The 23,536-nt window shown below is 74.1% G+C and carries 23 protein-coding genes and 1 pseudogene; 7 read left to right on the top strand and 17 right to left on the bottom strand.

Translation table 11 applies throughout. The features are described 5' to 3' along the window. Nucleotides 1-17 precede the first annotated feature (17 nt). Complete coding sequence (gene hpaD, locus LEP48_RS01020; protein ID WP_225563654.1) at nucleotides 18-1,160, top strand: 3,4-dihydroxyphenylacetate 2,3-dioxygenase; 1,143 nt, start codon at nucleotides 18-20, stop codon at nucleotides 1,158-1,160. A 73-nt stretch (nucleotides 1,161-1,233) separates the two neighbouring features. On the opposite strand, the gene LEP48_RS01015 is transcribed toward hpaD, so the two are convergent. Then, on the bottom strand, nucleotides 1,234-1,899 hold the full coding sequence (locus LEP48_RS01015; RefSeq protein WP_225563653.1) for a response regulator: 666 nt from the start codon (nucleotides 1,897-1,899) through the stop codon (nucleotides 1,234-1,236). Further along, nucleotides 1,896-2,978, bottom strand: a complete 1,083-nt coding sequence (locus LEP48_RS01010; RefSeq protein ID WP_225563652.1) for a sensor histidine kinase — start codon at nucleotides 2,976-2,978, stop codon at nucleotides 1,896-1,898. The genes LEP48_RS01015 and LEP48_RS01010 overlap by 4 nt, the downstream gene beginning before the upstream one ends. 289 nt (nucleotides 2,979-3,267) lie before the next feature. Here LEP48_RS01010 and LEP48_RS01005 point away from each other — a divergent pair, with 289 nt between their 5' ends. After that, nucleotides 3,268-3,642 carry a DUF6223 family protein gene (locus LEP48_RS01005; protein ID WP_225563651.1) on the top strand — a complete coding sequence of 125 codons (375 nt, stop codon included), beginning with the start codon at nucleotides 3,268-3,270 and terminating at the stop codon, nucleotides 3,640-3,642. Nucleotides 3,643-3,696: 54 nt separating this feature from the next. Here the strand turns inward: LEP48_RS01005 and LEP48_RS01000 are convergent, their stop codons facing one another. From LEP48_RS01000 to LEP48_RS00965, 8 genes are all read right to left on the bottom strand, one after another. Next, the gene (locus LEP48_RS01000; RefSeq protein ID WP_225563650.1) at nucleotides 3,697-5,199 is read right to left on the bottom strand and encodes a dihydrolipoamide acetyltransferase family protein; all 1,503 of its coding nucleotides are present in this window, start codon (nucleotides 5,197-5,199) and stop codon (nucleotides 3,697-3,699) included. A gap of 19 nt (nucleotides 5,200-5,218) precedes the next feature. Continuing rightward, nucleotides 5,219-6,220: an alpha-ketoacid dehydrogenase subunit beta gene (locus LEP48_RS00995; RefSeq protein WP_225563649.1), complete on the bottom strand. Its 1,002-nt coding sequence runs from the start codon at nucleotides 6,218-6,220 to the stop codon at nucleotides 5,219-5,221. Then, complete coding sequence (gene pdhA, locus LEP48_RS00990; protein ID WP_422723785.1) at nucleotides 6,217-7,380, bottom strand: pyruvate dehydrogenase (acetyl-transferring) E1 component subunit alpha; 1,164 nt, start codon at nucleotides 7,378-7,380, stop codon at nucleotides 6,217-6,219. Before pdhA ends, LEP48_RS00995 begins: the two co-directional genes overlap by 4 nt. Before the next feature lie 268 nt (nucleotides 7,381-7,648). Beyond that, complete coding sequence (locus LEP48_RS00985) at nucleotides 7,649-7,852, bottom strand: cold-shock protein (RefSeq protein ID WP_225563648.1); 204 nt, start codon at nucleotides 7,850-7,852, stop codon at nucleotides 7,649-7,651. Continuing rightward, on the bottom strand, nucleotides 7,849-8,130 hold the full coding sequence (locus LEP48_RS00980) for a hypothetical protein (RefSeq protein WP_225563647.1): 282 nt from the start codon (nucleotides 8,128-8,130) through the stop codon (nucleotides 7,849-7,851). The genes LEP48_RS00985 and LEP48_RS00980 overlap by 4 nt, the downstream gene beginning before the upstream one ends. A gap of 257 nt (nucleotides 8,131-8,387) precedes the next feature. Next, the gene (locus LEP48_RS00975; RefSeq protein ID WP_422723789.1) at nucleotides 8,388-8,654 is read right to left on the bottom strand and encodes a DUF805 domain-containing protein; all 267 of its coding nucleotides are present in this window, start codon (nucleotides 8,652-8,654) and stop codon (nucleotides 8,388-8,390) included. Nucleotides 8,655-8,859: 205 nt separating this feature from the next. Beyond that, nucleotides 8,860-9,192 carry a hypothetical protein gene (locus tag LEP48_RS00970; protein WP_225563645.1) on the bottom strand — a complete coding sequence of 111 codons (333 nt, stop codon included), beginning with the start codon at nucleotides 9,190-9,192 and terminating at the stop codon, nucleotides 8,860-8,862. A gap of 332 nt (nucleotides 9,193-9,524) precedes the next feature. Then, nucleotides 9,525-10,742 carry a pyridoxal phosphate-dependent aminotransferase gene (locus LEP48_RS00965; RefSeq protein ID WP_225563644.1) on the bottom strand — a complete coding sequence of 406 codons (1,218 nt, stop codon included), beginning with the start codon at nucleotides 10,740-10,742 and terminating at the stop codon, nucleotides 9,525-9,527. Between the two features lie 222 nt (nucleotides 10,743-10,964). Here LEP48_RS00965 and LEP48_RS00960 point away from each other — a divergent pair, with 222 nt between their 5' ends. Beyond that, a complete protein-coding gene (locus tag LEP48_RS00960) occupies nucleotides 10,965-11,645 on the top strand; it encodes an SDR family oxidoreductase (protein WP_225563643.1) in 681 nt (226 codons plus the stop codon). Nucleotides 11,646-11,756: 111 nt separating this feature from the next. On the opposite strand, the gene LEP48_RS00955 is transcribed toward LEP48_RS00960, so the two are convergent. Next, nucleotides 11,757-12,500 (bottom strand): pyridoxamine 5'-phosphate oxidase family protein, encoded by a 744-nt coding sequence (locus LEP48_RS00955; protein WP_225563642.1) that lies wholly within the window; start codon nucleotides 12,498-12,500, stop codon nucleotides 11,757-11,759. A gap of 68 nt (nucleotides 12,501-12,568) precedes the next feature. Between LEP48_RS00955 and pdxR the strand changes: the two genes are divergently transcribed. Next, nucleotides 12,569-14,104 carry a MocR-like pyridoxine biosynthesis transcription factor PdxR gene (pdxR, locus tag LEP48_RS00950; RefSeq protein ID WP_225563641.1) on the top strand — a complete coding sequence of 512 codons (1,536 nt, stop codon included), beginning with the start codon at nucleotides 12,569-12,571 and terminating at the stop codon, nucleotides 14,102-14,104. Here the strand turns inward: pdxR and LEP48_RS00945 are convergent. Both LEP48_RS00945 and LEP48_RS00940 read right to left on the bottom strand, forming a co-directional pair. Next, on the bottom strand, nucleotides 14,027-14,995 hold the full coding sequence (locus tag LEP48_RS00945; protein ID WP_225563640.1) for a transketolase family protein: 969 nt from the start codon (nucleotides 14,993-14,995) through the stop codon (nucleotides 14,027-14,029). The two genes, pdxR and LEP48_RS00945, sit on opposite strands and share 78 nt — an antisense overlap. Beyond that, complete coding sequence (locus LEP48_RS00940; protein WP_225563639.1) at nucleotides 14,992-15,702, bottom strand: thiamine pyrophosphate-dependent enzyme; 711 nt, start codon at nucleotides 15,700-15,702, stop codon at nucleotides 14,992-14,994. The genes LEP48_RS00945 and LEP48_RS00940 overlap by 4 nt, the downstream gene beginning before the upstream one ends. A gap of 145 nt (nucleotides 15,703-15,847) precedes the next feature. On the opposite strand from LEP48_RS00940, the pseudogene LEP48_RS00935 reads away from it, so the two are divergent. Then, nucleotides 15,848-17,588, top strand: a pseudogene (locus tag LEP48_RS00935) (pyruvate dehydrogenase). Nucleotides 17,589-17,607: 19 nt separating this feature from the next. Here the strand turns inward: LEP48_RS00935 and hisC are convergent. Next, nucleotides 17,608-18,696, bottom strand: coding sequence for a histidinol-phosphate transaminase (gene hisC, locus LEP48_RS00930; RefSeq protein WP_225563638.1), 1,089 nt, complete (start codon nucleotides 18,694-18,696; stop codon nucleotides 17,608-17,610). 83 nt (nucleotides 18,697-18,779) lie between these two features. Here hisC and LEP48_RS00925 point away from each other — a divergent pair, with 83 nt between their 5' ends. Further along, a complete protein-coding gene (locus LEP48_RS00925) occupies nucleotides 18,780-19,172 on the top strand; it encodes a phage holin family protein (RefSeq protein ID WP_225563637.1) in 393 nt (130 codons plus the stop codon). Here LEP48_RS00925 and LEP48_RS00920 read toward each other — a convergent pair. The 3 genes from LEP48_RS00920 to LEP48_RS00910 all read right to left on the bottom strand — a co-directional run bounded on the left by LEP48_RS00920 (nucleotide 19,141) and on the right by LEP48_RS00910 (nucleotide 21,994). Beyond that, on the bottom strand, nucleotides 19,141-20,766 hold the full coding sequence (locus LEP48_RS00920) for a GPI inositol-deacylase (RefSeq protein ID WP_225563636.1): 1,626 nt from the start codon (nucleotides 20,764-20,766) through the stop codon (nucleotides 19,141-19,143). The two genes, LEP48_RS00925 and LEP48_RS00920, sit on opposite strands and share 32 nt — an antisense overlap. Further along, complete coding sequence (locus LEP48_RS00915) at nucleotides 20,763-21,002, bottom strand: hypothetical protein (protein ID WP_225563635.1); 240 nt, start codon at nucleotides 21,000-21,002, stop codon at nucleotides 20,763-20,765. The genes LEP48_RS00920 and LEP48_RS00915 overlap by 4 nt, the downstream gene beginning before the upstream one ends. 89 nt (nucleotides 21,003-21,091) lie before the next feature. After that, nucleotides 21,092-21,994, bottom strand: a complete 903-nt coding sequence (locus LEP48_RS00910) for a sigma-70 family RNA polymerase sigma factor (RefSeq protein WP_225563634.1) — start codon at nucleotides 21,992-21,994, stop codon at nucleotides 21,092-21,094. Nucleotides 21,995-22,098: 104 nt separating this feature from the next. On the opposite strand from LEP48_RS00910, the gene LEP48_RS00905 reads away from it, so the two are divergent. Then, nucleotides 22,099-23,424 carry an FAD-binding oxidoreductase gene (locus LEP48_RS00905; RefSeq protein WP_225563633.1) on the top strand — a complete coding sequence of 442 codons (1,326 nt, stop codon included), beginning with the start codon at nucleotides 22,099-22,101 and terminating at the stop codon, nucleotides 23,422-23,424. Nucleotides 23,425-23,536 lie beyond the last annotated feature (112 nt).

The raw sequence follows: 23,536 nt of genomic DNA, 5'->3' as shown, positions 1-23,536 counted from the left end.
CCAGCAAGGACGCTGACATGACCGACCGCAAAGACATGACGCTCACCTCCTCGGGTTTCTACGTGTCCCAGGAGGCGCCCATCAGCTGCAGCAACCCCACGCCCACCCCGGCCTCCCCGGCGCCCGACATCCTGCGCTGCGCCTACATGGAGCTCGTGGTCACGGACCTCGCGGCCTCCCGCGCCTTCTACGTCGACGTGCTCGGTCTGTACGTCACCGAGGAGGACGAGCAGAGCGTGTACCTGCGCTCGACCGAGGAGTTCATTCACCACAACCTGGTGCTGCGCCGGGGCGAGGCCGCCGCCGTCGCCGCGTTCTCCTACCGCGTGCGGACGCCGGAGGACCTCGACCGGGCCGTCGCCTTCTACACCGAGCTGGGCTGCGAGGTGCGCCGCGCCCCCGACGGGTTCACCCGCGGCATCGGGGACTCCGTGCGCGTCGTCGACCCGCTCGGGTTCCCGTACGAGTTCTTCTACCAGGCCGACCACGTCGAGCGGCTGTCGTGGCGCTACGACCTGCACACGCCCGGCGAGCTCGTGCGCCTGGACCACTTCAACCAGGTCACGCCCGACGTGCCGCGCGCCGTGAAGTTCATGCAGGACCTGGGCTTCCGCGTGACCGAGGACATCCAGGACGAGCAGGGCACGGTGTACGCCGCGTGGATGCGCCGCAAGCCCACGGTGCACGACACCGCCATGACCGGGGGCGACGGCCCGCGCATGCACCACGTGGCCTTCGCGACCCACGAGAAGCACAACATCCTCGCGATCTGCGACCGGCTCGGCGCGCTGCGGAGGTCCGACGCCATCGAGCGCGGGCCCGGCCGGCACGGCGTGTCGAACGCGTTCTACCTGTACCTGCGCGACCCGGACGGGCACCGCGTCGAGATCTACACGCAGGACTACTACACCGGCGACCCCGACAACCCGGTGGTCACGTGGGACGTGCACGACAACCAGCGCCGCGACTGGTGGGGCAACCCCGTGGTGCCGAGCTGGTACACCGAGGCGTCGCTCGTGCTGGACCTCGACGGCAACCCGCAGCCCGTCGTCGCCCGCACCGACGACTCCGAGATGGAGGTGACCGTCGGCGCCGACGGCTTCTCCTACACCCGCAAGGGCGACACGGAGAAGGGTTTCAAGCTGGGCGCCACGCTCTGACGCCGCTCGAGGAGCGCCCCGGCCTCGTCGCCGCGCCCCGGGAGCTCGCGCCCTGGGCAGGCGGCGTCGCGGGCTAGCTGTACTGACCCGGCGCGACCAGCCCCGACTCGTAGGCCATGACCACGAGCTGTGCCCGGTCGCGGGCGCCGAGCTTGTTCATCGCCCGGTTGACGTGCGTCTTGGCCGTGAGTGACGTGATCACCATGCGCGCGGCGACCTCGTCGTTCGTGAGTCCCCGCGACACGAGGACCACCGCTTCGCGCTCGCGCCCGGTGAGCCGGCCGAGGACGGACGGGTCGCTGGGCACCGGCGGCCGGGACACGAAGTGCTCGATGAGCGTCCGGGTGACCGTGGGCGCGAGGAGCGCGTCGCCCCGGGCCGCGACGTGCACGGCGTGCACGAGGTCCTCGGGCTGCACGTCCTTCACGAGGAATCCTGCCGCTCCGGCCCGCAGCGCCTCGTAGACGTACTCCTCCAGCCCGTAGTTGGTGAGCACGACGACGTGCACACCGGACAGCTCGGGGTCTGCGGCGATCCGGCGGGTGGCGTCGATGCCGTCAACGCCCGGCATGCGCACGTCCATGAGCACGACGTCCGGCCGCAGCTCGCCGGCCAGCCGTACCCCGTGCGCGCCGTCACCCGCCTCCGCGACCACGACGATGTCGTCCTCGAGCTCCAGCAGCGCGCGGAAGCCGCTGCGCAGCAAGGGCTGGTCGTCGACGAGCAGAACCCGGATCATCGGGGCTCCTGCACCGGGATGCACGCCCGGACCGTGTATCCGCCTCCGGTGCGCGGCCCGGCGCAGAACCGCCCGCCGAGCGCGTGCACACGTTCGCGCATCCCCACCAGCCCGTTGCCCGGGGCGATGTCACCGGTGGTAGCCGGACCGTCATCGTCGACGCGCACGGAGACCCTGTCCGGCTCGTGCTCCACCATGACCCGGACGGTGACGTCACCGGCGTGCCGCGCGACGTTCGTCAACGCCTCCTGCACCACCCGGAACAGGGTCCGGCCGACCGCCTCCGGCAGGTCGCCCACGTCACCGGTGATCGCCAGGGACGCGTCCAGGCCCATCGCCCCCGCGCCGGCCACGAGGTCCGGCAGCTGGGCGAGCCCCCGGGGCGGGGCCGTCGCATCGTCACGGAGCGCGGACAGCGTCGCACGCAGTTCCCGCGACGCTTCGCGACCTGCCTCCTGGACCGCGAGCAGTGAGGCGGCGACCGGCTCGCCGCGGCGCCGCGCGCCGTGCACCGCGACGTCCGCCTGGACCGTGATGATCGAGATCTGGTGGGTCAGGGAGTCGTGCAGCTCGCGCGCGATCCGGAGTCTCTCGTCGTCCGCACGCCGCCGGGCGGTCTCCTCCCGCGTCCGCTCTGCCTCCGCGGCGCGGCGCTCGGCCTGCCGGATCGCCTCCCCGGCCGCGGCGGCGGCCACCAACCACGCCAGCTCCAGGGCGTCCCTGCTCTGGGCCACCGCGTTCCCGAGATCGCCCGCGCGGCCCAGAACGACGAGCGGCAGCGCCACGATCATGCCGGCCGCGACGAGTGCCGTCACCGCACGGTTCCCGGCTCGCACGGCGTAGTACACGGCGACGAGGAAGGCGACCAGCGGGACGTCGAGCCCCGCGCCCTGGTGGGCCAGCCCGCACAGGCCCACGGCCACGAGGGTCGGCACGGGCCACGGACGCGCGAACAGCAGCGCCAGTCCGCCGGCGGCCAGGGCTGCGAGCCCGAGCACCCCTGCGGGCCCTGGGGGAGGACCGGTCCCGGCCAGGCCCGTCCCCACCTGTACCGTGGCGGCGGCCGCAGCGATCACCATGGCCACGATGCCCGGGGCCCACGGGCTCGGTCCCACCCCCGCGCGCCCCGGCCGCCTGCCTGATCTCGAACCAGCCACGTCGTCACCCTAGCCAGGCACCGCCGGCCGGTCGTCGTCCCCGCGGAGCAGGCACGCCTGCTGCGCGTGCAGCAGGACCTGTCGGCCCTGCCGCGTGCGCGACCACCGGTACGGCGCCGGCAGAAGGCCGAAGTGCCCACCTCCGGCCGACGACACGGCCCCCTGCCTCCGGAGACGATGAAGTCCTGGAACCCTTCGAGAGGAGCACGTCATGACTGTCACCGAGGTGCTGTGGGAGGCCATGTCCTCCCAGGAACCCGTCTACGGCCTGACGTCCGGCCGCCTCCTGCCCACCGCGGCCGCGCTGCTCGCCGCGGGAGCGCTCGGCGTGAGCCTGGCCGCCGTGTCCCGGGCCCGTCGCCCTGGCTCGAGCCCGCGGCTCGCAGCCGGCGCGACCGTGTTCGGCGCGGCGACCACCGTCATGGGGTCGATCCTCTGGGCCACGGCGGGCGGAGGCCCCGGCACGGGGAACGGCATGGTCGCCGCGTGGATCGCCACCGGGCTCGGGCTCGTCGCCTGTGCGCTCGGCGGGACGGCGTGGCGCCTCGGACGCAGGCCCGCGCAGGGCGACCCGACGACACCCTGACCCACGGGACGCCCCCCGGGCCGCGGCGACAGGCGGCCCGGGGACAGGCGGCCCTCAGCCCCAGACGAGCCCGCGCGCCGGGTCCTCCAGGACCTTGGCGACGTCGGCCAGGTAGCGGGCGGCCAGCTCGCCGTCGACCAGCCGGTGGTCGACGGAGAGCGCGAGCTGGGTGACCCAGCGGGCCTTGATCTTGCCCTTGTGCACCCAAGGCTGCCGGCGGATCGCGCCGAACGCGAGGATGCCGGCCTCACCGGGGTTGAGGATCGGGGTGCCGGTGTCCGTGCCGAAGATGCCGACGTTCGTGATGGTGATCGAGCCGTCCGCCATGTCCGCGGGCTGCGTGCGACCCGCGCGCGCCGTGGCCGTCAGGCCCGCGATGGCCGTCGCCAGCCCGAGCAGGTCGAGCGTGTGCGCGTCCTTGATGTTCGGCACGACGAGGCCGCGCGGCGTGGCCGCGGCGATCCCCAGGTTCACGTAGTGCTTGTAGACGATCTCGCGGGCCGCGTCGTCCCAGCTCGCGTTGATCTCGGGGTGCCTGTTCACGGCGAGCAGCACGGCCTTCGCCGCGATGAGCAGCGGGGTGACGCGCACGTCCGCGAAGTCCCGGTCCTCCTTGAGGCGGGCGACGAGCTTCATGGTCTTGGTGACGTCGATCGTCTGGAAGACCGTGACGTGCGGGGCCGTGAACGCGCTGGCCACCATCGCCTCGGCAGTGCGCTTGCGCACGGACTTCACGGGTACCCGGGTCTGCCGGCCGTTCGCGCTGACCGTGCCCGACGCCAGCCACGGCCGGTCGTCGTCGGGGTACGTGGCGAGAGCCTTCGGCGCGGCGGACTCGTGGTGCGCCGCGACGTCCTCTCGCGTGACGATCCCGCCCGGGCCGGTGGGGTGCACGGACGCGAGGTCGACCCCCAGGTCCTTGGCGAGCTTGCGCACCGGCGGCTTGGCCAGCACCCGCGCACGCTGTGCGCTGGGGGTCGACGACGACGCGCCCGCCACCGCCGGGACGCTGGCCATCGCCCGCTCGATCGAAGGTCCGGGCACGGCGGTGGGGGCCGGTGCGGCCGCCACCGGCCGCGCAGCGGCCGCCGGAGGGGCGGCGGAAGGAGCAGGGACGGCAGGGGCGGCGGCCGGCACGACGGGGGCAGCGCCGGGACGGCGGCGACGCCGACGACCTGACCCCGCGCCGTCGCCCGTGCCGTAGCCGACCAGCACGGAGCCGGAGCCCTCGCCGGAAGCGCCGCCGTCGTCGGCCGCCGAGCCGACAGCGGCCGGCGAGCCGTCGTCGACCGGCCGGACGGAGCCGGGCACGTCGGCGTCGGTGGTGATCTCGATGATCGCCGTGCCGACGTCGACGGTGGTGCCCTCCTCGACCAGCAGCGCGGTGACGGTGCCGGCCCACGGCGACGGCAGCTCGACGAGCGACTTCGCGCTCTCGATCTCCACGACCACCTGGTTGACGGTCACCGTGTCGCCGACGGCGACGCGCCACTCGACGATCTCGGCCTCGGTCAGGCCCTCGCCGACGTCCGGCAGGGGGAAGCGCTGCGTGCTCATCGTTCTCCTCCGGTCGTGCTCAGAAGGCCAGGGCGCGGTCGACGGCGTCCACGACGCGGTCGACGCTCGGCAGGTACTCGTGCTCGAGCTTGGCCACGGGGTACGGCGCGTGGAAACCGCCCACCCGCAGCACCGGCGCCTCCAGCGCGTAGAAGCACTCCTCGCTGATGCGCGCAGCCACCTCGGCGCCTGCGCCCAGGAACGACGGCGCCTCGTGCACGACGACGCAGCGGCCCGTGCGCTCCACGGAGCGGGCGACGGCGGGCACGTCGAGCGGGGAGACGGAGCGCAGGTCGATCACCTCGGCGCTGGTGCCCTCCGCGGCCAGCGCGTCGGCGGCCTTCAGCGCGGTGGTGACGGTCGGCCCGTACGCGACGAGGGTGACGTCGGTGCCTGCCCGGGCGACACGCGCCCGGTTCAGCACGTCCGCGGCGCCCGCGGCCGACGTCGTCGGGTAGTCGCTCGTGGTGACGTCGCCCTTGGTCCAGTAGCGACCCTTGGGCTCGAAGAACAGCACCGGGTCCGGGGAGGCGACGGCCGCGCGGATCATGTCGTACGCGTCCTGGGGGGTCGACGGCGAGACGACGCGCAGCCCCGGGGTGTGCGCGAACAGCGCCTCCGGGCTCTCCGAGTGGTGCTCGACGGCGCCGATGCCCCCGCCGTACGGGATGCGGATGACCACGGGCACCTGCAGGCGTCCGCGGGACCGGTAGTGCATCTTGGCGAGCTGGGTGGTGATCTGGTCGTACGCGGGGAAGACGAAACCGTCGAACTGGATCTCGCAGACCGGGCGGTAGCCGCGCAGCGCCAGGCCGATCGCCGTACCGACGATGCCGGACTCCGCCAGCGGGGTGTCGACGACGCGGTCGGCGCCGAAGTCCTTCTGCAGCCCGTCGGTGACGCGGAAGACCCCACCGAGGCGTCCGACGTCCTCGCCCATGACGAGGACCTTCTCGTCGCTCTCGAGCGACGACCGCAGGCCCTCGGTGATGGCACGCGCGAAAGTCAGGGTCTCGCTCATCGGGAGGCCTCCGTCTCTGCCTCGTACTCCTCGAACCACGCGCGCTCGGTGGTGACCTGCGCGTGCTCGGTGGCGTACACGTGCTCGAACATGGTGGTCGTCGGCGGGGCGCCGAGCTCGCGCACCTCGGTGCGCAGCCGCTCGCCGAGGGCGTCGGCGTCGGCGTCGACGGCCGCCGCCCAGGCGTCGTCCCACGCACCCTCCGCCCGCAGCAGCGCCTCGAGCCGGTCGATCGGGTCGCGCTGGCGCCAGTACTCCTCCTCGGCCCGGTCCCGGTAACGGGTCGGGTCGTCCGAGGTGGTGTGCGCGCCCATCCGGTAGGTGTACGCCTCGATGAACGTGGGGCCGCCACCGGAGTGTGCACGCTCGAGCGCCTCGGCGGTGACGGCGTAGCAGGCGAGCACGTCGTTGCCGTCCACGCGGACGCTGGGGATGCCGAAGCCCTCACCGCGCCGGTACAGCGGCACCCGGGTCTGACGGGAGGTGGGCTCGGAGATCGCCCACTGGTTGTTCTGGCAGAAGAACACGACCGGGGAGTTGTTCACGGCCGCGAAGACGAGGCCCTCGCTGACGTCGCCCTGGCTGGTGGCGCCGTCGCCGAAGTACGTGACGACGGCGGTGTCGCGGGCGGGGTCACCGGTGCCGACGGCACCGTCGCGCTGGACGCCCATCGCGTACCCCGTCGCGTGGAGCACGTGGGAGCCGATGACCAGCGTGTACAGGTGCACGTTGAACGCCGCCGTGTCCCAGCCGCCGTGGTCCTCGCCGCGGTAGAGGCGCAGGCGGTCGACCGGGTCGACGCCGCGCACGTGCAGCACGCCGTGCTCACGGTAGGAGGGGAACACGTAGTCCTGGGGAGCCAGCGCGGACGCGGAGCCGACCTGGGCTGCCTCCTGGCCACGGCCCTGCGCGTACAGCGCGAGCTCGCCCTGCCGCTGCAGGGCCGTGGCCTCGTCGTCGAACCGTCGCGTCAGCACCATGTCGCGGTACAGGGCGCGCAGGTCCTCGGAGGTGAGGTGGTCGACACGCGATCGGTAGGTCGCGTTGTCGGGTTCGACGACACGCTCGCCGGTGGGCGAGACGAGCTGGACGAGGGGGGTGACGTCGGCGAGCGCGACCTCGGGCTCGCCGGTGATCTCGCCGGGCTGGGTGTTCGGCACGCGTTCTCCTTCGCTGGCGGCCCCGTCAGGGCGGGCTGCTCCGGCATGGACGAGGTTCCTGCCGCTCGCGGCCGGAACCTACGCCTTCGTAGCCTACGCAAGCGTAGGTTGACGACCAGGGGGCGCACCCCCGACAACGGGTACCAATGTCCCCCGGACAGTTTTGGAGGAATCCTCCAAGGGTGCCTGGTGTCGGGGGCATGCAAAAGGGCGGGGCCGCGATCGCGGCCCCGCCCTGTGCCGACCCGGCAGACGCCGGGTCGTCGCGTCAGACGGCGCGGATGTTCGTGGCCTGGGGACCCTTGGGGCCCTGGGCGACGTCGAACTCGACCTTCTGGTTCTCGGCGAGGGTGCGGAAGCCGTTGCCGGCGATCTCGCTGTAGTGCGCGAACACGTCCGCGGTGCCGTCGGAGGGGGCGATGAAGCCGAACCCCTTCTCCTCGTTGAACCACTTCACAGTTCCGGAAGTCATGCTGTCTTCTCTCGTTGATGCGACGGACCCGCGAACACAGGTCCGGTCGTCGCGCCCAGCCGGGCACGGACGTGGTGGGGGCGCGCCCGGTGCGAGCGCGCGGCGCCGCTGCGCGACGGGGCCTGGAGCCTCGTCGCGGCGGCGAAGGATGACGCCACGCCGATCGGCCGCGAGTAGCGGTCGTGGACGTGGAAGCCGTCAGGAAGTCGGGTGACCATGCCGCCGTACTCGCCGTCGACCGTCGCGACCCACAGGTCGTCGTCGGCGCGGCGCCACACGGGGGCCGGTCCGGAGTCGCCCGGCGCCGCGGATGCGGTGTCAGGCCTTGCAAGGATGGAAGAAGTGATGCTCTCTACTCTCGCTCCGCGCTCGGATGGGCGGAGATTCGTCGGACGACAGCCAAGCTGCCGTGATGCGCAGGATCCTCGCTTCGATGCTCAGGAACCGAAGATTGCTGTGGAACCGGTCGTGGACACGGTCCTCGCAGTGTGCGCCGACTCAGCATACACGTACTGCCGGGCCGGCGTGACGAGCGTCAGCGTGGGGGCACCTGCCCCACCCGCAGGGCGTCGCGCTCGCGGAGCACGGGCCACCGCGCGAACGCGAAGACCAGGAACATCACGATGTTGAGGATCGGCACGAGGCCGACGAGCACCCACCAGCCCGAGTACCCGGCCTTCTGGATGATGCGGACGTAGGCGACGAGGAACACCACGAGGATCGCCAGATAGACCACCAGGGCCGCGCCCCCGAAGAGCCAGCCGTAGTCGTCCGCGAGCCGGTCGTAGTCCACGTCGTCCATGGTCAAGCAGTCTTCCCTGCCTCCGCACGGGCGCAACCGGAACGGCGTGCCGCCCCGCCGGCACGCCGTGACACCGGGGCGGCGTCAGCCGGTTCGCGACCGTGCCGTTCGTCGTGGACCGCCTCGGCGAGGTGCTTGGCCACCACCTGACAACATTCCGCGATGCGCAACCATTCGTTGCAACAGGAGGCGTCGGGCCAGGAGGTCAGTCCCCGCCGAACAGCCGCGCGGCGACGTCGACCGTGCGCGCGACGTCCACGTCCGACCCCGAGATGCCGCTCCCGGTGAGATTCAGCCCCGTCACCACACCCGCGGCACAGGTCATGACGTGAAGGCTCTGCTGCTCCGCCCCCTTGATGAACGTCACCCTCGTGCCAGCGTCGGCGTCGACGCTCGTGACGACATGGTCGACGTCGGGCTCCGGCGTCAGCGCCAAGACCTGCCGGTAGGCTCCACAGGCGTCGTCGGAGTCGAGGTCGACGCCTCCGGGCAGCCCCTGCCCGAGGTCCAGCCAGTCCGAGACCGGGATCCTGATCACGACGACGCCGGTACCACTGGCACTGACCCACTCGCACGCCGGCATGTCGCCGGACACCGGCCGGCCGCCAGAGACCTCGTCGTCGAGCAGCCCGGCAAGCAGGCGACCGTCGAGCGCGCAAGGATCCGCGGGGACACCGGCGGCAGAGGATGCCGCGGCGAGCGGGCTCGGGGAATCCGACGGTGACGAAGCGGTCCTCGGACCCTCCGTCCCGCACGCCGTCAGCAAGACCAGGAATGCGACAGCGGGCAGGACGGCGCGGACGCGGCGAGACATGAGCACACCTCACCAGCCCCGCGGAGGGAGGGCAAGACCCTCGCGTGACCGCGTCCCTACCGCCGGCGCGTGGCCAGGAACTCCCCGATGCGGCCGATGGCCTCGGTGAGGACCTCCTCGTCGGGCAGGGTGACGAGGCGGAAGTGGTCGGGCTCGAACCAGTTGAACCCGGTGCCGTGGGTGACCAGGATCTTCTTGGCACGCAGCAGCTCGATGACGAACTCCTGGTCGTCGTCGATGGGGTACATCTGCGGGTCCAGGCGCGGGAAGCAGTACAGCGCGCCACGCGGACGCACCGACGAGACGCCGGGGATCTCGTTGAGCAGCTTGTCCGCGAGCATCGCCTGGTCGTAGAACCGGCCGCCGGGCACGATGAGCTCGTCGATCGACTGGTACCCGCCGAGCGCCGTCTGGATCGCGTGCTGCGCGGGCACGTTCGCGCACATGCGCATGTTGGCCAACAGGGTGAGGCCCTCGAGGAACTCGGTGGCGGTCTCCTTCGGGCCCGAGACCATGACCCACCCGGCCCGGTACCCGCACACGCGATACGCCTTGGACAGGCCGCTGAACGTCAGGCACAGCACGTCGTCGCCCGCGGCCGCCGCGGCGTGGTGATGGGTGGCGCCGTCGAACAGGATCTTCTCGTAGATCTCGTCGGTGAGGACGACGAGGTCGTGACGCCGGGCGATGTCCACCATCGCCTCGACCATCTCCTTGCTGTACACCGCCCCGGTGGGGTTGTTCGGGTTGATGATCACCATGGCGTGGGTGTTCTCGGTGATCTTCGACTCGAGGTCCTCGAGGTCCGGCATCCAGCCGTTCTCCTCGTCGCACCGGTAGTGGACGGCCGTGCCGCCGCACAGCGTCACCGCCCCCGTCCACAGGGGGTAGTCGGGCGCGGGCACGAGGATCTCGTTGCCCTCGTCGACGAACGCCTGCAGCACCATCGAGATGAGCTCGGAGACGCCGTTGCCGATGAAGACGTCGTCCACCGCCGTGTCCCGCAGGCCGCGCGACTGGTAGTACTGCGCGACGGCGGTGCGTGCCTCGTAGATCCCGCGCGAGTCGCTGTAGCCCTGCGCCTCCGGCAGGTGGTGCACGACGTCCGCCTGGATGGCCGCCGGCGCCTCGAACCCGAACGGTGCCGTGTTGCCGATGTTCAGCTTGAGGATGCGGTGTCCCTCTGCCTCGAGGCGCTGGGCCTCGACGAGGATGGGACCGCGGACGTCGTATCGGACTCCGCGCAGCTTGCGGCTCTGTCGGATGGTGCGCACGACGTCCATCATCCCCCGCCGGCGCCGTGCGAGGTACGGCCATTCCACGACGAGCGGCCCTGCGACGCGTCGTTGTCCCGGATCAGCGCGGCACTTCGGTATCAGCGCGGCAGTTCGAACTGCCGCAGTGATCACGAACTGCCGCGGTGATCCGGTGCGGGGGCTGGCGCCAGGCGACGGAGTGCGCCACGGTGGACTCCCCGGCTCCTGCAGGAGGTCGTCATGAACGTGGTCGTCATCGGTGCGTACGGCAAGGTCGCGCGGCTGCTGGTCCCCCTGCTCGCGGACGGCGGCACCGGGCCGGTCGTCGACGTCGTCGGCGTCGTGCGCAAGCCTGAGCAGGTCGACCGGGTGGCCGACCTCGGCGCGGACCCGCTGCTGCTGGACGTGGAGCACGCGAGCACCGAGGAGATCGCCGCCGCGCTCACGGGGGCGGACGCCGTCGTGTGGTGCGCCGGCGCCGGCGGCGGCAGCCCGGAGCGCACCTACGCCGTCGACCGGGATGCCGCGATCCGCTCCATGGACGCCGCCGCGAGCGCCGGAGTACGCCGGTACGTGATGGTGTCGTGGGTCGGTTCGACGCCGGAGCACGGCGTCCCCTCCGACGCGAGCTTCTTCCCGTACGCGGACGCCAAGCTCGCCGCCGACGACCACCTGCGCGGCACGGCCCTGGAGTGGACCATCCTCGGCCCAGGCACGCTCACGGACGAGCCTCCCACCGGCCGCATCGCCGTCCTGCCCGAGACGGGGCCGGTCCCGCCGGGCACGGACACGAGCGTGCCGCGCGCCGACGTCGCCCAGGTGGTCGCCGCCGCGCTGCGTGAGGCCGCCACCGTCGGCCGCTTCGTGCGCTTCTCGGCCGGGGACACCCCCATCCCCGGCGCGCTGCGCAGCCTGGACTAGATGTGCCGACCTGAGACGTCGGGCGGCCGGCGCCGACGGCACGGGCGTGGTGGGTGGCGGCGGTCGTCCTGCTGCTCCTCGGTGGCGCGGTCGCGCTCGCGGGCGGGAGCGTCAGGCTCGGCGCCCCAGGACCTGCGGCGCCGCCTCCGCGGGGCGCCCCGCGCTGACCGCTGAGCGTCGGGCCGCGAGCGCCAGCACCGAGGGCGAGACGCGCGTCGCGGTCGAGAGCAGGCTGGGCTCGGGTGCCCCGGCCACCACCCTCAGCGGCACGACCCCGGCCCACACGCCGTGGTCCTCGCCGTCGTCGTGCGACTCCCCTGCCCCGGCGGAGCGGACCTTGACGCTCACGGTGTCGAGCGGCACCTGGAGCACCTGGGTGGAGGCCACCTCCTTGGGCGACATCTCCCGCACCTCCTCGCGGCGACCGGGCATGAGGTGGTCGCCGACGCACCACAGCGCACGGGTGCGCAGCTCCCGCGGCACGACGGTGGCGCGGCCGAAGACCATCGCGGACCGGTAGTTGGCCGAGCTGTCGTTCAACGACCGGGCGTAGACGAGCCCGTCCAGGTGCGTGATCCCCACGGACACGGGCACGCCGTCGTCCCCGGCGTCGAGGAACAGCCCGCCACCCGTGGACCCGTGCAGCAGGAGGCGGCGGCCCAGCCCGTCGCCCAGGTCGCCGACGCCGTACAGGTAGGGCAGCACGACCGGCAGCCCGTCGCGGACCATCGCGACGTGCGCCACGTACCCGTCGGCGAGGATCTCGTCCAGGACGGCGGGGTCGTCGGTCTGCCGCTGAGGCTTGCGGCCCACCCGCATGGACGGGGCGGTGGTCTGGGTGCTGTGGTTGCTCACGACCGTGACGGTAGGAGCACGACTGGACTATCGTCTGGTCCACTTCCCGTGCCAACGACTGGACCAGCATGACGACCCTGCCCGATGCCGTGGACGGCGTCACGTCGAAGGTCGCCCGGGTGGCCGGCCTGGTCCGCGCCATGGTGCACGACGGCCGGCTGCGCGAGGGCGACCCGCTGCCGTCCACGCGGTCGCTCGCCGCCGAGCTGGGCCTGTCGCGCGGCACGGTCACGGCCGCCTACGAGCAGCTCGACGGCGAGGGCTACGTGATCCTGAGGCACGGGGCCGTGCCGCGGGTCGCGGCGACGCTGGCCGGTGGGCGGCCCGCGCAGTCCCGCCGCGAGGACCGCCCCGCCGCCGTCGTCGGGGCCGTCACCCCCGCCGGAGCCGCCGTCGTCGTCGACCTCCAGCCGGGCGTGCCGTCCGTCGCCGCCGTCTCCGGCCGCGAGTGGCGCGCGGCGTGGCGGCACGCGGCGTCGCTCCCGATGGAGGCGGCGTACCCCGACCCGGCCGGCGAGCCCGCCCTGCGCTCCCAGGTCGCCGCCCAGCTCGCGCTCAGCCGGGGTCTCGCGCCCGACGCCGGCCGCGTCGTCGTCACGGGCGGCACCGCGGAGGCGCTCTCGCTGGTCACGGAGGCGCTCGCCGCCCTGCCTCGGACCGGTGGGCGCCCGCGTGTCGCCGTCGAGAACCCGGGGTACCGCGCCGGTCGCCGCGCCGTCGCCTCCGCGGGCGGCGTGGTGGTGCCCGTCCCCGTCGGTGACGAGGGCATCGACCTCGCCGCGCTCGACGACGCCCACACCCGCGAGCGCGTCGACGCCGTGCTGGTCACCCCGAGCCACCAGTACCCGCTGGGCCCGACGATGCCGGTGGCCCGGCGCCACGAGCTCCTGGCCTGGGCCGGGGCCCACGGGGTGCTGGTCGTGGAGGACGACTACGACTCGGAGTTCCGCCACCGCGGTGCCCCGCTGCCCGCACTGGCTGCCCTGGACGAGGGGGGCGTCGTCGTGCACGTGAGCTCGTTCTCCAAGGTGCTCGACCCCCGCCTGCGCTGCGGGTACCTGGTGCTCCCGGCGCCGGACGGCACGGGTGCCGCGGCCGCCCTCCGGGCCGCCCGGGCGGCGCGCGGCGCCACCGTGTCGACGGTGACCCAGCACGCGCTCGCCCACCTGATGTCGACGGGGGCGTTCCGGCGCCACCTGGCCCGGTGCCGCCGCGACTACCGCACCCGGCGCCGCCTCGTCGCCGAGACGTTCGACGGCGTCCCCGGAGTCCGTGCCCGCGCGCTGGAGGGCGGCCTGCACGCCGTCCTCGAGCTGGAGCAGATCCCGGCGGCCGACCTCGTCGCGCGACTGGCCGCGCGCGGTGTCGTGGTCGCCGAGCTCCAGGACTACGTCGTCGACGGCTCCGGGCCGGTGCTGAACGGCGTCGTGCTCGGTTACGCCCCGCCGTCGACGGCGGCACTGCGCGACGCGCTGCGCACCATCGAGGCCGAGCTCCGCCGCCCCGTCGGTCAGGTCGGCGCCGGGTCAGGTCAGCAGGGTGGCGACCCGACGCCGGACGCCCGCGGCGTCCAGCCCGTGCGCGGCGGCGTGGTCGCGCGGTGAGCCGTAACGGCGCAGCTCGGTCTCGCCGGGCACGCCGACGTGCAGCACGCGGGCGGGCCGGTCGCTGAGCGCCGCGGCCACGGCGGCCGCGCTGGTGCCCTCGAGGTACGGCTCGACGACGGCGAGCACGGGCGCCGGGCCGGCGAGCGCGCGCAGGCCGCCGGCGTCCAGCGGGTGCGGGGTCGCCGTCCACGCGACACGGACGGCCAGGCCGGCGGTCGCCTCCAGCACGGTGTCGAGCATCGGCCCGACCGCGACGACGAGCGGTGCGCCGGCGGCGCCGTCGCGCAGCAGGTGCAGCCGCCCGTCGACGGGGTGGGGTCGGGAGTTGCGCTGCCCCGACAGCCGCACGTAGACGCGTCCTGTCCCGCCGGCCTCGCGGTGCAGCAGCTCGGAGGCCTCGTCCGCGTGCCCGGGCACGTGCACCGTCCAGCCGGGCAGCGCGGAGATCAGCGCGACGTCGGCCGCCGTCTGGTGGGTGCGCCCTGCCGAGCTCAGGTCGTAGGACGCCCCCGCGCTGACCAGGAGCGCGCCGACGTCCTGGTGCCCGAGGTCGAGCTTGACCTGCTCGTAGGCCCGCTCCACGAGGAACGGTGCGAAGGTGTGGACGATCGGGCGGCGTCCGGCCAGCGCCAGGCCGCCGGCGACGCCGACGAGCGCCTGCTCGCGGATGCCGATGTCGAACACCCGCCCCGGGTGGCGCGCGATCGCGCGCTGCATGTAGCCGGCTCCGATGACGGCGAGGACGACGTCGGCCGCGGGGTGGGCGTCGAGCACGGGGTCGAGCTCGGCGTAGAACCGTTCGCGCATGTCAAGGCTGGCGGGCGGGTTCGCGGGCGCGTTCGTGGGCGCGTTCGTGGGCGCGTTCGTGGTCAGGGCTGCGGTGCTCATGCGTCCCCCTTCAGGGCGGTCACGACGACGGCGGTGGGCCGGTCCGGGTCGGTGCGCCGCAGCGCGGCGGCGAGGGTGGCGTGGTCGGTGGCCACCGCGTGCGCCGTGGCCCAGCCCTCGACGTGGAACCGGGCGGCGATGCCGCCGGGCCAGCCGAGGTTGTCGCTGCGGTTGTCCACGACGACGCAGGTGACGTTGCCGAGGCCGAAGCGGCCGGCGACGGCGATCGCCTCGGCGTTGCTGCCCTCGTCGAGCTCGGCGTCGCCGACGAGCACGACCACCCGGGCGGCGGTGCGGTGGCGCAGGCCCAGCGAGAGGCCCACCGAGATCGGCAGGCCGTGCCCGAGCGAGCCGCTGCCGATCTCGACGCCCGGCACGAGCGTGCGGTCGGGGTGGTGCCCCAGCCGCGAGTCCCAGGAGGCGACGTCGTCCAGCCAGGCGGCGGGGAAGAAGCCTTTCGCGGCGAGCACGGCGTACGTGGACGCCGGCCCGTGGCCCTTGGACAGCAGGAAGCGGTCCCGGTCGGGGTCGTCGGGGTGCTCGGGGTCCACCCGGAGCACCTGGTCGTAGAGCGTCCACACCACGTCGAGCGTCGAGTGGGCGCTCGGGTCGTGCTTCTCGTCGCCGGTGACGCGGGCGACGAGGTCGAGCACGTGCTGCGGGACGCCGGCGTGGGCCGTGGTCGAGGGTGCGGTGGTCGTCGTCATGCCTCGATCGTGTGACCTCAACCTTAGTTGAGGTCAAGGGTTGTGGTGCGCCCCACGTCGCCGACCCGCACGGCCACCCTGCACGAGGGCCCGCCCCGGGGCAGGATCGGCAGGGAACGCCGTCCCCAACTCTCGGAGGTCGATCGTGGCCCGCACCGTCGCCGAACACCTGGTGGACCAGCTCGTCGCCGCCGGGGTGCAGCGCATCTACGGCATCGTCGGGGACTCCCTCAACCCCGTCGTGGACGCCGTGCGCCGCACCGAGGGCATCGACTGGGTGCACGTGCGCCACGAGGAGGCCGCCGCGTTCGCCGCCGCCGCGGACGCCGAGGTCACCGGCGGGCTCGCCGTCTGCGCCGGGTCGTGCGGGCCGGGCAACCTGCACCTCATCAACGGCCTCTACGACGCGAACCGCTCACGCCTGCCCGTCCTCGCGATCGCTTCGCACATCCCCAGCCCGCAGATCGGCACGGGGTTCTTCCAGGAGACCCACCCGGACCGGCTGTTCACCGAGTCGTCCGTGTTCTCGGAGATGATCTCGACGGCCGCGCAGCTGCCGCGCGTCACCCGCTCCGCCATCCAGCACGCGCTCGCCGCCCCCCGGCGTCGCGGTGCTCACCCTGCCCGGCGACGTCGCCGACGAGCGCGTGCCCGACGACGACGCCCCGATCCTGGTGCCCGGCGCCTGCCCGGCGCGCGTCGTGCCGAACGACGAGGACGTCGAGGCCCTCGCCGCGGCGATCAACAAGGCGAAGAAGGTCACGCTGTTCGTCGGCGCCGGGGCGCGGGGGGCGCGCGACGCCGTCCTCGAGCTCGCGGACCTCGCCGCGGCGCCCGTCGGCCACTCGCTGCGCGGCAAGGAGATCATCCAGTACGAGAACCCGCACGACGTCGGCATGTCCGGCCTGCTCGGCTACGGCTCGTGCCACGAGGCGATGCACGACGCCGACCTGCTCGTGCTCATCGGCACCGACTTCCCGTACGACTCGTTCCTGCCCGCCGACGTGCGCACCGCACAGATCGACATCGACGCCTCGCACCTGGGCCGCCGCACCCGGTTGGACCTGCCCGTGCACGGCGACGTGGGCGAGGCGCTGCGGCTGCTCAACCCGCTGATCAAGCGCAAGCGGGACCGCAAGTTCCTGCGCTCGATGGTGGACCGCCACGCCGGGCTCATGACCAAGGTCGTCGGCGCGTACACGCGCAACGTCGAGAAGCACACGCCGATCCACCCCGAGTACGCGGCCGTGCAGCTCGACGAGACGGCCGCCGAGGACGCCGTCTTTACCGTCGACACCGGCATGAACAACGTCTGGGCTGCCCGGTACCTCACGCCCAACGGGAAGCGGCGCGTCATCGGGTCGTTCATCCACGGGTCGATGGCCAACGCGCTGCCGCACGCCATCGGCGCGGCGTTCGCCCAGCCGGGGCGTCAGGTGGTGGCGCTCGCCGGCGACGGCGGTCTGTCCATGCTGCTCGGCGAGCTCATCACGGTCGCCACCCACGAGCTGCCCGTGAAGATCGTCGTGTTCAACAACGCCACCCTCGGCATGGTCAAGCTCGAGATGCTCGTCGAGGGCCTGCCGTCCTACGGCACCGACTCGCCCCCCGTCGACTACCGCAACATCGGGCTCGCCGTCGGCATCCCGTCCGTGCGCGTCGAGCGGCCGAAGGACCTGCGCGCGGCGCTCAGGGACGGGCTGGACCGCCAGGGTCCCGCCCTCATCGAGGTCGTCACCGACCCGAACGCGCTGTCCATCCCGCCGTCCATCACCACCGGTCAGATCCGTGGCTTCGCGACCGCCATGACCAAGCAGATCTTCGGCGGCGGCATGGGCGAGGTCATGTCGATGGCGCGCTCGAACCTGCGCAACCTCCCCCGCTGACCCCACCTGGGTGTTGGGGTCAGGGGCGCCAGGTCGCGGCGAGAGCGAGGAAGGCGTCGTTCGCCTCCACCTCGCCGATGCTCACGCGCAGGCCGTCGCCCGCGAACGGCCGCACGAGGACGCCGGCCGCGGTCGCCTCGGCCGCACGGTCCATGGTCGCCTCGGCGAGCGGGAACCAGACGAAGTTGGCGTGCGTCTCCGGCAGCTCCCACCCCTGGGATCGCAGCGCCGCGGTGACCCGGTCGCGCTCGGCCACCAGGGCCGACACGTGCTCCAGCAGCTCCGCCTGCGCCGCCGCCTCGAGCGACGCGAGCGCCGCCGCCTGGGCGACGTGCGAGACGCCGAACGGCGTCGACACCGCGCGGATCCCCGCGGCCAGGCGCGGGGCCGCGACCGCGTAGCCGACCCGCAGGCCCGCCAGCCCGTACGCCTTGGACAGCGTGCGCAGCAGCACGACGTTCGGGTGCCGCCGCAGCAGGTCGACGCCGTCGGGCGCCTGCGGGTCGCGCACGAACTCGAGGTACGCCTCGTCGACGATCACGAGAACGTCGCCCGGCACGGCGGCGAGAAGCGTCTCGAGCTCGTCGGCGTGCACCGCGGGGCCGGTGGGGTTGTTGGGCGTGCAGACCATGACGACGCGGGTGCGCGGCGTGACGGCCGCCGTCATCGCGGGCAGGTCGAGCCGCCCGTCGTGGCCCACCGGCACCGTGACGGAGGCACCGCCCGCGACGGCGACCGCGATGGGGTAGGCCTCGAACGACCGCCAGGGGTACACGACCTCGTCGCCGGGCTCGACGACGGCCTGCAGCACGTGGCTGAGCACGGCGACGGACCCGTTGCCGACCACGACCTGGTCGTTGGGGACGCCGACGTGCGCTGCGAGCGCCGCGACCAGGTCGGTGGCGTACATGTCCGGGTAGCGGTTCGCCTCGGCCGCGGCGCGGGCGATCGCCTCCAGCACCGACGGCAGGGGCGCGTACGGGTTCTCGTTCGACGACAGCTTCCACAGCCTCGCCCCCGGCGCGGGGCGCGCGCCCGGGACGTAGGGGGGCAGCGCGGCGACGGCGGCGCGCAGCGGGACGGTCGACGAGTCGGCAGCAGTGCTCACAGCCGTCAAGGATGCCACCCGGCGCGGGCCCGTGCGGCCGGGCCTCTGTCCGCGCGAGCCCCGGACGTGCCACGATGACGCGCATGAACTTCATCGTCCGCACCATCGTCACGGCCGTCGCGCTGTGGCTGAGCGACCTGATCTTCACCAACCTCGAGATCTACGGCGGCGACGACAGCACGCTGAACCGCATCCTCGTCATCCTCGGGGTGGCGCTGGTGTTCACCGTGATCAGCAGCTTCGTCAAGCCGATCCTCAGCATCATCTCGATCCCGCTGCTGATCCTGACGCTCGGGCTCTTCTACCTCGTCATCAACGCCTTCGTGCTGTGGCTCACCACCTGGATCACCGACCAGGGCTGGTTCGGCGACTGGGGCGTCGAGGTCACCGGCGGGTTCTGGTGGTTCATCTGGATCGCCCTCATCCTCGCGGTGCTGCAGGCGATCATCGGGGCGTTCGCCCCGAAGAAGGACTGACCGGGGCCCCCACGCCGTCGGGCCCGGGCGCCATGACCACGCCCGGGTCCCCGACACGTCGGGCGGCGTAGAACCGGGTCTGCGCGGACCGGCCGTCGAGCAGTCCTTCGAGACGCTCGACGACGCCCGCCACCTGCACGTTCTGCGACGCCTGCGCCGCCGCGAGGGTGCGCAGGTGCGTGGGCATCGCGTGCGCGAGCGAGAGGCTGCCCGACGCCGCCCGGTCGGCGCGGTCCGCGGATGCCCGCAGCGCCCGGCCCACGGTGACCCGGTCCCGGGTGCCAGGGTTCTGGGCGCTCGAGCGCCCGTCCGCCGGGGAGACCAGCTCCTCGTCGTTCTCCAGGTGCAGCACCGGGACCCCGCGCGGGGTGGTGAACGTGGCTGAGGGCGTGCCCGCCGTCACGACGCCGCCCACCGGGTGCCGGGACCGGAACGCCGGGGACGAGGCGAGCGCGACGGCGGCGATCCCGCCGAGGCTGTGCCCCACCAGCACCACCGGCTCGTCGGGTGCCGCACCCGCCTGCTCCAGCGCCTGGTTCACGGCGTCGGTGACGTCGGCCGCCTGGTGCGCCATGAGCTGCAGGTCGGTGAGCCCGTCGAACGGGTGGGTGGTGGAGAGCAGCTGCTGCGTCCCAGGCACCAGCACGGTCCACGACGTCGTCCCGTCGTCGTGGGTCACCTCCTCGACCGCGACCGTGCCCGGGGGCGCCCCCGTGCCCGGCCGTCCCACGATCCCGCTGCCGTGCGGGTAGAGGTCGGCGGTGCGTGCGAGCGCCTCGGCGACGGTGCCCGACGGCCGGTCCGCCCAGGCGGGCGGTCCGGTGCCGGAGTCCTGGGTCGCGACCTCGAGGACCTCCACCGTGGTGTCGGGCATCGCCGCGTGCACCAGCCCGGCGAGCTCGCCCGCGGACCCCGTGAGGCCGCCGAACGGGTCCACGCCCCAGGCCAGGCCCGCGACCACCTCGTCGGCGTAGGGCGACAGCCCCCGCCACACGACGGCGCCCGGGCCGCCGGCGCCGGTGACCTCCCGGGTGGCGGGCGGCAGCGCCGCACCCCAGGCAGGAGGTGCCGGGACCCCGCTCGACGCCGTCTCCGGCAGCACCCAGCCGGACACTGCCGCGGCGAGGTGGACGGGGGGCAGCACCACGCCGTCCACGAACCGACCGACGACGGCGAGGGTGCCCGCGACACGGGCGGAGACCATCTGTTCCACCACCGACCCGGAGCGCCGGTACAGCCCTGCGGCGAGCCGCAGTCGCAGGGCGATCTGCTCCGCCCGCTCGCCCCGCCGCGCCAGACGCTCTGCGGCCTGGCGGGCGAGCTCCGCGGCCCGCAGGCGCGCGGCGACCTCCCAGGGCTCGAGACGACGGCCGAACGGCGGCGCCGTGAGGACCGGCACCCACGTCGAGCGGTGCAGGTCACCGGCGACGGCGGAGCAGCTCAGGGCGGCCGAGCGCAATGCGTCCGCGACGTCCGCGACGAGCGCCGCCGCACCCAGCACGGCGTCCGCGTCCACCCGGGTCAGCCGCTGCCCGCCGACCACGGTCAGCGTGTCCCGCGGCGAGAGCCCGCCCCCGAGCGGGTCCCCGCTCACCGCACCCCCTCGGGCACCGACGCCGCCGCCGCCTCGATGACCCTCAGGTCCCCGTCGACCGCCGCGACGAGGTCCCCGACGTCGGCCCGGAACGCGTCCGCCGCGGGCGACGACCACGCGACCGCCAGGCTGCGGTGCGCCGTCGTGACCGCGTCGGTGACGCGCGCGTGCGCGCCGAGCAGATGGGCGCGGGCGGCACCCGCGACGTCGGCTCCCGGGAGCTGAAGGCTGGTCATGGCCGCGACGCTAGGAGCCGCCGGGCGGCCGAGGACGACCCGGCGAGCAGGCTGTGCACGACGCCGCTCTGGGGACGGCGTCGGAGCGTTCAGTCCTGCGGCACCGACCCGTCGTGGACCCTGAGCCGGTCGCGGTCCGACAGGATGTCGATGCCCGAGACCCGTCCGTCGCGCACGCTGAACGCGAGCACCGAGAAGACGCTGCCGTCGTCGAGCACGGTGACCAGGCCCGGCGAGCCGTTGACCAGCACCCGGCGCGAGAACGCCGCGGTACCGAAGTGCAGCGCGGCCTGGTCCGCGACGGCGCGCGCCCCGCGGACCCACCGCGCGGCGGCGCCCGGCCCGTAGTCCACCCGCACCACCACCTCGGGGTCCAGGAGCGCCAGCAGGGCGTCGAAGTCACCGGCCTGCGAAGCCGCGAGGTAGGCGGCGACCACCTCCCGGCGGCGGGCGAGGTCGTCCTGCTGCGGGGTCGCGTCGCGCACCTTGCGCCGTGCCCGGCTCGCGAGCTGGCGGGTGGCCGCCACGGACTCTCCGACGATCGGAGCGACGTCCTCGAACGGCACGGAGAACTGGTCGTGCAGCACGAAGGCGACGCGCTCGGCCGGGGTCAGCGCGTCGAGCACGACCACCAGCGCGTCGGCGAGCTCGTCCGACGTCACCGCCCGCTGCTCGGGCCCGGCGGGGGCGACGACGTCCGCGGCGAGCACCGGGTCGGGCACCCGGTCGCCCCACCGCTCCTCGCCGGTCGCCCACGCCGTCTCGCGGCGTGACGTGCGCGCACGGAGCAGGTTGAGCGCGACCCTGCCGACGATCGTCGTGAGCCAGCCGCCCAGGTTCTCGACGCCGTCCGCCCCCGCGCCGTGGGCCCGTACCCAGGCCTCCTGGACGGCGTCGTCGGCGTCGGCGCCCGAGCCGAGCACCCGGTAGGCCACCGTCCGCAGGTGCGGCCGGTACGTCTCGAACTGTTCCGCGAGCAGATCTGCGGTCACCTGTCACACTCCTGCGTCGGGTCGTGTCAGAGGGAGGACAGCAGACGCTGCCGGTGCCAGGGAACCATGTGGGCCCGACACCGGCGAGACCCCGAGGAGCACCGATGACCGCACCGACCTCGACCGAGACCCTCGCCGACACGCTGCACGGACGCCTGCTGCGGCCCGGCGACGACGCCTTCGCCCGGGCCGCGACCCCCTGGAACCTCGCCGTGCGGCAGCGCGTGGACGCCGTCGTCGAGGCCGCGGACGCCGACGACGTCGCGGCCACCGTCCGCTTCGCCCGCGCGGCCGGGCACGCCGTGGCGGCGCAGTCGACGGGGCACGGCGCCACGGGCGAGGCCGACGGCACGATCCTGCTGCGGACCGGTCGCCTGGACCACGTCGAGGTGGACCGGGCGGCCCGCGTCGCGCGGGTCGGCGCCGGGGCGCGCTGGGCCGACGTGCAGGCCGCGGCCGCACCCCACGGGCTCACCGGCCTGCTCGGCAGCGCGCCCGGCGTCGGGGTCGCCGGGTACACGCTCGGGGGCGGCCTGGGCTGGTTCAGCCGGGTGTTCGGCCTCGCGGCGGACCATGTGCGCTCGATCGACGTCGTCGACGCCGAGGGCACGCCACGGACCGTCGACGCGACCCGGGACCCCGACCTGTTCTGGGCCCTGCGCGGGGCCGGTGGCGACCTCGCCGTCGTCACGGCGCTGGAGCTCGGCCTCGAGCCCGTGCCCGCGTTCGCCGGCGGCCGGACGGTATGGCCCGCCCGTCGCGCCGGGGAGGTCCTCGCCGTCTACCGCGAGGTCACGGCCGCGGCGCCGCGCGAGCTCAGCCTGTGGCTCTCGCGGGTCGAGGCCCCCGGCGCCCCGGCCGTCGTGGTGCTGCACGCAGCGTTCCTCGGCGACGCGGCCACCGCGCGCGACCTGCTGAGCCCGTTCGCGGCGGTGGGCGACGCCGTCGCGCACGAGATCGGACCCGTCGCCCTGGACGCCGTGGGCGGCATCACCGCCGACCCGACCGACCCCGCCGCGGGACGGTCGCGCGCCGAGCTCCTGACCGGGGTCGACAGCGGCGCCGTCGAGCACCTGTTCACGAGCCCCGTCGCGCCGCTCCTGATGCTCCAGCTGCGGCACCTGGGCGGCGCGCTCGCCGAGCCGGGCCCGGGCGCGGGCGCGCTCGGCGCGGTCACCGAGCCCTACCTGCTCTACGGCTTCGGGCTCGCGTTCGAGCCGGGGATCTCGACGGCGGTCGGTGACCGTCTCGCCCGGCTGACGCACGACCTGGACGGCGTCGCCTCGGGGCGCAAGCCGGTCACGTTCCTCGCCCCGGGCGAGCGGGCCGCCGCCGCCTTCGACGCGCCGACCCTCGCACGGCTGCAGGACCTCAAGCGCGCCCGCGACCCGCAGGGCACCGTCCGCGGGAACCATCCGCTCCTCGGCTGACCCCAGTCAGTGTTGTGAGCGGGGGGGGGGGGCCGGGGGGGGGGGGGGGGCGGGGCCCCCCCCCCCCCCCCCCCGGGGGGGGGGGGGGGGGGGGAGGATGACGGGGCGCGCC

The organism is Isoptericola luteus (assembly GCF_020297055.1).
Classification (GTDB): Bacteria; Actinomycetota; Actinomycetes; order Actinomycetales; family Cellulomonadaceae; genus Isoptericola; species Isoptericola luteus.
Note: the sequence above shows the minus strand (reverse complement) of the source record. Positions and strands in the feature narration are given on the sequence as shown.

Coding starts and splice junctions, on each gene's coding strand:
- LEP48_RS01000 (WP_225563650.1), bottom strand. CDS start 5,199: ATGAGCACGCAGCGCTTCCCCCTGCCGGACGTCGGCGAGGGCCTGACC.
- LEP48_RS01010 (WP_225563652.1), bottom strand. CDS start 2,978: ATGGTGATCGCTGCGGCCGCCGCCACGGTACAGGTGGGGACGGGCCTG.
- LEP48_RS00925 (WP_225563637.1), top strand. CDS start 18,780: ATGAACTTCATCGTCCGCACCATCGTCACGGCCGTCGCGCTGTGGCTG.
- LEP48_RS01015 (WP_225563653.1), bottom strand. CDS start 1,899: ATGATCCGGGTTCTGCTCGTCGACGACCAGCCCTTGCTGCGCAGCGGC.
- LEP48_RS00960 (WP_225563643.1), top strand. CDS start 10,965: ATGAACGTGGTCGTCATCGGTGCGTACGGCAAGGTCGCGCGGCTGCTG.
- LEP48_RS00985 (WP_225563648.1), bottom strand. CDS start 7,852: ATGACTTCCGGAACTGTGAAGTGGTTCAACGAGGAGAAGGGGTTCGGC.
- pdxR (WP_225563641.1), top strand. CDS start 12,569: ATGACGACCCTGCCCGATGCCGTGGACGGCGTCACGTCGAAGGTCGCC.
- LEP48_RS00995 (WP_225563649.1), bottom strand. CDS start 6,220: ATGAGCGAGACCCTGACTTTCGCGCGTGCCATCACCGAGGGCCTGCGG.
- LEP48_RS00945 (WP_225563640.1), bottom strand. CDS start 14,995: ATGAGCACCGCAGCCCTGACCACGAACGCGCCCACGAACGCGCCCACG.
- LEP48_RS00940 (WP_225563639.1), bottom strand. CDS start 15,702: ATGACGACGACCACCGCACCCTCGACCACGGCCCACGCCGGCGTCCCG.
- LEP48_RS01005 (WP_225563651.1), top strand. CDS start 3,268: ATGACTGTCACCGAGGTGCTGTGGGAGGCCATGTCCTCCCAGGAACCC.
- LEP48_RS00905 (WP_225563633.1), top strand. CDS start 22,099: ATGACCGCACCGACCTCGACCGAGACCCTCGCCGACACGCTGCACGGA.
- hpaD (WP_225563654.1), top strand. CDS start 18: ATGACCGACCGCAAAGACATGACGCTCACCTCCTCGGGTTTCTACGTG.
- LEP48_RS00915 (WP_225563635.1), bottom strand. CDS start 21,002: ATGACCAGCCTTCAGCTCCCGGGAGCCGACGTCGCGGGTGCCGCCCGC.
- LEP48_RS00975 (WP_422723789.1), bottom strand. CDS start 8,654: ATGGACGACGTGGACTACGACCGGCTCGCGGACGACTACGGCTGGCTC.